This window comes from Streptosporangium sp. NPDC003464 (assembly GCF_053588315.1).
The window spans coordinates 1-5,497 of sequence record NZ_JBSFPS010000421.1; the positions used below are offsets into that span (position 1 = coordinate 1).

6 protein-coding genes and 1 pseudogene are annotated in these 5,497 nt (G+C 69.5%); 2 read left to right on the forward strand and 5 right to left on the reverse strand.

Annotated features, from left to right (window positions below):
* Nucleotides 1-138: 138 nt before the first annotated feature.
* Nucleotides 139-606, reverse strand: coding sequence for an Lrp/AsnC family transcriptional regulator (locus ACWDS7_RS46115; protein WP_306864332.1), 468 nt, complete (start codon nucleotides 604-606; stop codon nucleotides 139-141).
* Between the two features lie 120 nt (nucleotides 607-726).
* Here ACWDS7_RS46115 and ACWDS7_RS46120 point away from each other — a divergent pair, with 120 nt between their 5' ends.
* Both ACWDS7_RS46120 and ACWDS7_RS46125 read left to right on the forward strand, forming a co-directional pair.
* Nucleotides 727-1,620: a phenylalanine 4-monooxygenase gene (locus tag ACWDS7_RS46120; protein WP_306864335.1), complete on the forward strand. Its 894-nt coding sequence runs from the start codon at nucleotides 727-729 to the stop codon at nucleotides 1,618-1,620.
* A gap of 211 nt (nucleotides 1,621-1,831) precedes the next feature.
* Nucleotides 1,832-2,827 (forward strand): serine hydrolase, encoded by a 996-nt coding sequence (locus ACWDS7_RS46125; protein WP_451934458.1) that lies wholly within the window; start codon nucleotides 1,832-1,834, stop codon nucleotides 2,825-2,827.
* Here ACWDS7_RS46125 and ACWDS7_RS46130 read toward each other — a convergent pair.
* The 4 genes and pseudogenes from ACWDS7_RS46130 to ACWDS7_RS46145 all read right to left on the reverse strand — a co-directional run.
* On the reverse strand, nucleotides 2,800-3,519 hold the full coding sequence (locus ACWDS7_RS46130; RefSeq protein ID WP_306864341.1) for a response regulator transcription factor: 720 nt from the start codon (nucleotides 3,517-3,519) through the stop codon (nucleotides 2,800-2,802). The two genes, ACWDS7_RS46125 and ACWDS7_RS46130, sit on opposite strands and share 28 nt — an antisense overlap.
* A 23-nt stretch (nucleotides 3,520-3,542) precedes the next feature.
* The gene (pstB, locus tag ACWDS7_RS46135) at nucleotides 3,543-4,319 is read right to left on the reverse strand and encodes a phosphate ABC transporter ATP-binding protein PstB (RefSeq protein ID WP_306864344.1); all 777 of its coding nucleotides are present in this window, start codon (nucleotides 4,317-4,319) and stop codon (nucleotides 3,543-3,545) included.
* A gap of 13 nt (nucleotides 4,320-4,332) precedes the next feature.
* Nucleotides 4,333-5,208, reverse strand: coding sequence for a phosphate ABC transporter permease PstA (gene pstA, locus ACWDS7_RS46140; RefSeq protein ID WP_451934459.1), 876 nt, complete (start codon nucleotides 5,206-5,208; stop codon nucleotides 4,333-4,335).
* Nucleotides 5,205-5,497, reverse strand: a pseudogene (locus tag ACWDS7_RS46145) (phosphate ABC transporter permease subunit PstC); the annotation flags it as partial. The pseudogene ACWDS7_RS46145 and the gene pstA, both read right to left, overlap by 4 nt.

The window sequence follows — 5,497 nt, forward strand, 5'->3', positions numbered from 1 at the left end:
GCCGCCGGACAATCATTCAGGAAAGGCCATCCCTTCGGGGGTGGCCTTTCCTGCGTTCCGGGGACTTTTACCCGAGCCCGGCACCCCGAGACCGGAATCCTGAGCCCGGCACCCGGGCGGCCCTGGTGGAGGATCCGCTCAGGCGTCCGGAGCGGCGTGGAGCAGGGGCTCGATCCGGTAGGGCACCTGGACCGACAGGGCGATCGTGGTGTCGGTGCGCTGGACCGCGGGCGAGGCCAGGATGCGAGCGATGATCTCCTGGAGATCCGGCGTGCTGCGGGCGACCACGCGGCAGAGCAGGTCGGCCTGGCCGCTGGTGCCGTACACCTCAAGGATCTCCGGCAGGGACCGGAGCGCCCGCACGGCTTCGGCCAGCCGGCCCTGAGCGATCTGCAGGGAGACGAAGGCCAGGATGGGGTAGCCGACGCCCTCGGGGGTGACCGTGGGGCCGAAGTCGGCGATGACGCCGCGGGCGGTGAGCTTCTCGACGCGGGCCTGCACGGTGCCCCGGGCCACGCCGAGCAGCCGGGCGAGCTCGGTGAGGCCGATGCGCGGATGGGCGCGCATGGTCACCAGGAGGCGGCTGTCCAGGTCGTCGATGGGCACCGCACCAGACTAGGCGATATGACCAGTCAGGCACAGGTCTGACAGTGTGATCATGCGCGGATCGCGCACTCAAACTGCTCGCTCTTGTCAACGATTCGGAGAATTGCTGTCATTTCATTCATGTTCGAGGAAGCGCAGTATTTCGCGCCGGTGGCGACCCGTGAGGACGGCACGGTTGAGGTGGAGCTCGCCGCGAGTCACCCCGGCTTCGCCGATCCGGTCTACCGGCTCCGGCGCAACGCCATCGCCGCGCTCGCGGTGGGACACGTGCCCGGTGCGCCGATCCCCACGGCCGAGTACACCGGCCAGGAGCACGAGGTGTGGGCCCTGGTCAGCCGGGAGCTGGCGATCAAGCACCGTAGATACGCGACCGCGGAATACCTGGACGCGGCCGAGAGGCTGGGACTGCCGGCCGACCGGATCCCGCAGCTTCAGGAGGTGAGCGAGCTGCTGGAGCCGCTGACCGGGTTCCGCTATCTGCCGGCCGCCGGACTGGTGCCGCTGCGGGACTTCTACGGCGTGCTGGCCGACGGCTTCTTCCATTCGACCCAGTACATCCGGCACCACTCGACGCCGCTCTACACGCCGGAGCCGGACGTGATCCACGAGGTGATCGGGCACGCCAACGCACTGGCCTCCGACCGCTACTCGCGCCTCTACCGGCTGGCCGGCGGTGCGGCGCGTCGGGTCGAGAGCGAGCAGGCGCTGGAGTTCATCTCGAAGGTGTTCTGGTTCACGCTGGAGTTCGGCGTCATGACCGACCAGAACGAGCTGCGGGCGTACGGGGCGGGCATCCTGTCCTCCTACGGGGAGATCGAGGAGTTCCGGGGCATGGACATCCGGCCCCTGGACCTCCTGGCCATGGGCACGACCCACTACGACATCACGAAATACCAGGATGTGCTGTTCCGGGCGGAGTCGCTGGACCATCTTGAGGACGTGGTCGGGGGGTTCTGGGCGACCTGCGACGACGAGAGCATCGCCCGGCTAACCGCCGGTGTCCGCCAAGGCTAGCTTGCTCACCGGCCCGTTCTCCAAGGGTTTGGGCTCCCCCCGGGCGAGGTTCCGTCCCGCCGTCTTCCGGATCCCCGTCCGGGGATAGATCCCGATCATGAGGTAATCGGGGGGAGCGATCGGGCCGATGGTGAAGACGGCGCATTGGGCGGTTGCGGCGGTAGCCGTACTGGTATCCGGGTCGATGGGTGGCTGCGCGGCCGGGGACGGGATGACGGCAGGCACCGTCTCGCCCTCCCCTTACGGATCCTCCCTCTCCGGATCCTCACCCTCCGGGACGCCACCTTCCGGATCCTCGTCCGCCTGGCCCTCCTCCTCCGGGTCCTGGCCCTCCCCCTCCGGGGCGGCGACGCCGAGCGCCGCCCCCTCCGAGGATCCCCGGCCCTCTCCCCGGCCGCAGACGCCACCGGGAGCCCCCGCTCCGAAGGTCCCCGCCGCGGCGCTCACCCGCGGCCTCGACCGTTTCCTCGCGCGCTACGGCGGCCGGACCACCGCCATGGTGCGGGACCTGGCCACCGGCCGGACGTACCGGTACCACGGTGGCCTGAGGCTGCCGACGGCGAGTACCTCGAAGATCAATATCCTGATGGCGCTGCTGCTCAGGACGCCGTGGCGCCGGCTGACCGAGCGGACCAGGGACGACGCGGAGCGGATGATCCGGTTCAGCGACAACGCGGCGGCCGACCGGCTGTACGAGCACATCGGCCTGGAGACCGGGCTGGGCAGGGCGAACCGGAAGTTCGGCCTCAGGCGCACCTACACGCCGGCGGGACGGTGCTTGGGCCTGTACTGCTGGGGCATCACGCAGACCACCGCGGGAGACCAGGTCCGGCTGATCAGGGCGTTGGCCGGGGGCCGTGGTCCGCTGCCGGAGGAGGACCGGGCGCGGGTGCTGCGGCTGATGGGGCATGTGATCCCGGAGCAGCGCTGGGGGATCAGCGCGGCGGCGTGTGAGGGCGGCCATGTCTCACTGAAGAACGGCTGGCTGCGGCATGGCTCCAACGGGCGCTGGGCGGTCACCAGCGCGGGGCTGATCAAGGAGCCCGGACACGACTACACCGTGGCGGTCCTCACCGAGGACAGCGGGAGCATGGGCACCGGCATCGCCCGGGTCGAGGGCACGGTCACGCGCATCCTGGCCGCCTTCCGGGGCCGGCGAGGATGCGCGGCGGCCGGCGGTCAGGACGACTTGTCGACCAGCCGGTAACCCACCCCGCGCACGGTCTGGATCAGCTGGTCGTCGGTGTCGCCGAGGCGGGCACGCAGGCGTTTGACGTGCACGGCGATCGTGTTGGTGGAGGTGGTGTCGGTGGAGTTCCAGACATGCCGCATGATCTGCTCACGGGTGACCGTGCGGTGCGCGTTGCGCATCAGGTAGTGCAGCAGCTCGAACTCGCGCAGCGGCAGGTGGACGGTGTGACCGCTGACCTTCACCTGGTAGGCGTTCACGTCGAGCTCGACCCTGCCGACGACGAGTGTCCGGCGGGTCGCCGCCTCGCCGGAGAAGGCCGCCTGCACCAGCGGAAGGAGTTCGGGCACCCGGTACGGCCGGGCCACACACGCGGTGGCCCCGGCCGCGAGCGCCTGGACGGCCTGCTCGGCATGGCCCTCGCCCACGCCCAGCAGCACCGGCACCGCCCGCGTCAGCCGTACGGCGCGGATGAACTCCACCGCCCCGATGACCGGCAACGAGGCGCTGACGAGCACGACGTCAGGCCGGAGCGCCCCGGCCTGCAAAAGGGCCTGGGCGCCGTCGGTGACGCCCGTGACCACGACGCCCTCGCGTTCGAGGGCGTCGGCCAGTCCCTGGACCAAGGCCGATTCGGGATCGGCCACCAGCAGCAGGGGCGCCGTCCGAGTGTCCCCGTTCACCTCGGGTGCCGTCAGCGGCTGGATCACCCGGGTCCTCCAATGTGGTCGGTTTATCCGAAGCGGCCGGTGATGTAGTCCTCGGTCGCCTGCTGGGCGGGGTTGGTGAAGATGCGCGAGGTGTCGTCCATCTCGATGACGCGGCCCGGCTGTCCCTGCCCCGCCAGGTTGAAGAAGGCGGTGCGGTCGCTCACCCGTGCGGCCTGCTGCATGTTGTGCGTCACGATGATGATCGTGAACCGGCTCTTCAGCTCGGCCATCAGGTCTTCGATGGCCAGCGTGGAGATCGGGTCCAGGGCGGAGCACGGCTCGTCCATCAGGAGGACCTCCGGCTTGACCGCGATGGCCCGGGCGATGCACAGGCGCTGCTGCTGGCCGCCGGAGAGGCCGGCGCCGGGCTTGTGGAGGCGGTCCTTGACCTCGTTCCAGAGGTTGGCGCCCTTCAGCGACTCCTCGACGATGCCGTCGACCGTGGACTTGGGGTGCCTGCCGTTGAGCCGGAGGCCGGCGGCCACGTTCTCGTAGATCGACATCGTGGGGAACGGGTTGGGGCGCTGGAAGACCATGCCGATCATGCGGCGCACCGACACCGGCTCGACGTCGGAGGCGTAGAGGTCCTCCCCGTCGAGCAGGACCTTGCCCTCCACGCGCGCGCCGGGGATGACCTCGTGCATGCGGTTGAGGGTCCGCAGGAAGGTCGATTTGCCGCACCCCGAGGGGCCGATGAAGGCGGTGATCGACTGGGGCTCGATCGTCATCGAGATGTCCTCGATCGCCTTGTGCTTTCCGTAGTACGCGTCGAGGCCGGAGACCTGGATCTGCTGGCTCACTTCGACATTCCTCCTAACGGCCTCTGGCCGGCGAGCGCCACCAGCCGATGAGGCGTGCCACCAGGTTGAGCAGCATGACGATCAGAATGAGCGTGAGCGCTCCGGCCCACGCGCGGTCGATGGCGGTGTCGGTCGGACGGCCCGCCTGGTCGAAGACGTAGAGCGGCAACCCCATCTGCGGTCCGTTGAAGGGATCGCTGTTGATGGAGTCGGTGAAGAAGACCGTGAGCAGGAGCGGGGCCGTCTCTCCGGCGACGCGCGCGATGGCGAGCATGACGCCGGTCGCGATGCCGGTGAAGGAGGTCGGCAGGACGACCCTGGTGATCGTCCGCCACTTCGGCACGCCCAGCGCGTAGGAGGCCTCCCGCAGGTCGGTGGGGACCAGCCGGAGCATCTCCTCGGCGGAGCGGACCACCGTCGGCATCATCAGGATCGACAGGGCCAGCGCGCCAGCGAAACCGGAGAACGGCAGGCCCAGCGCCAGGATCCAGAAGGCCAGGATGAACAGGCCGGAGACCACCGAGGGGATGCCGGTCATGACGTCCACGAAGAAGCTGATCGCCCGGCTCAGCCGGGTGCCCGCGCCGTACTCCACGAGGTAGATCGCGGTGAGCAGGCCGACGGGGATCGAGATGAGCGAGGCCAGCAGGACCTGCTCCAGCGTGCCGAGGATCGCGTGGTAGGCGCCGCCCCCCGCGTCCCGGGCGCCGATGTTGCGCATGGAGTGCGTCAGGAACTCCATGTCGAACCGGGCGAGGCCGTTCTTGACCACCATCCAGAGGACCGCGATCAGCGGCACCACGGCGATGGCGAACGACAGGTAGACCAGTGACCGGACGAGCCGGTCCTTGAACCGCCTGCCGGCTGAGATGCGCTGGATCGCGGTCATGCGGCGGCTCCGGAGAACTCCTTGCGACGGGCGACGATCAGGCGGGCGCCCATGTTCACCAGCAACGTGATGATGAACAGCACCAGGCCCGACGCGATCAGCGCGCCACGGCCGATCGGGGTGGCCTCGCCGAACCCGTTGGCGATGTTGGCGGCGATGCTGTTGCCCTGCGGGGTGAGGATCTCAAGGCTGATGCCGAACGTCGCGGGGAAGATGAGGGCGACGGCGATGGTCTCTCCCATGGCCCGGCCGAGACCGAGCATGGACGCGCTGATGACGCCGGGACGGC

Excerpts from the sequence above, each read along its gene's own strand:
- ACWDS7_RS46120 (WP_306864335.1), top strand. The coding sequence starts at position 727 with ATGTTCGAGGAAGCGCAGTATTTCGCGCCGGTGGCGACCCGTGAGGAC.
- pstA (WP_451934459.1), bottom strand. The coding sequence starts at position 5,208 with ATGACCGCGATCCAGCGCATCTCAGCCGGCAGGCGGTTCAAGGACCGG.
- ACWDS7_RS46125 (WP_451934458.1), top strand. The coding sequence starts at position 1,832 with ATGACGGCAGGCACCGTCTCGCCCTCCCCTTACGGATCCTCCCTCTCC.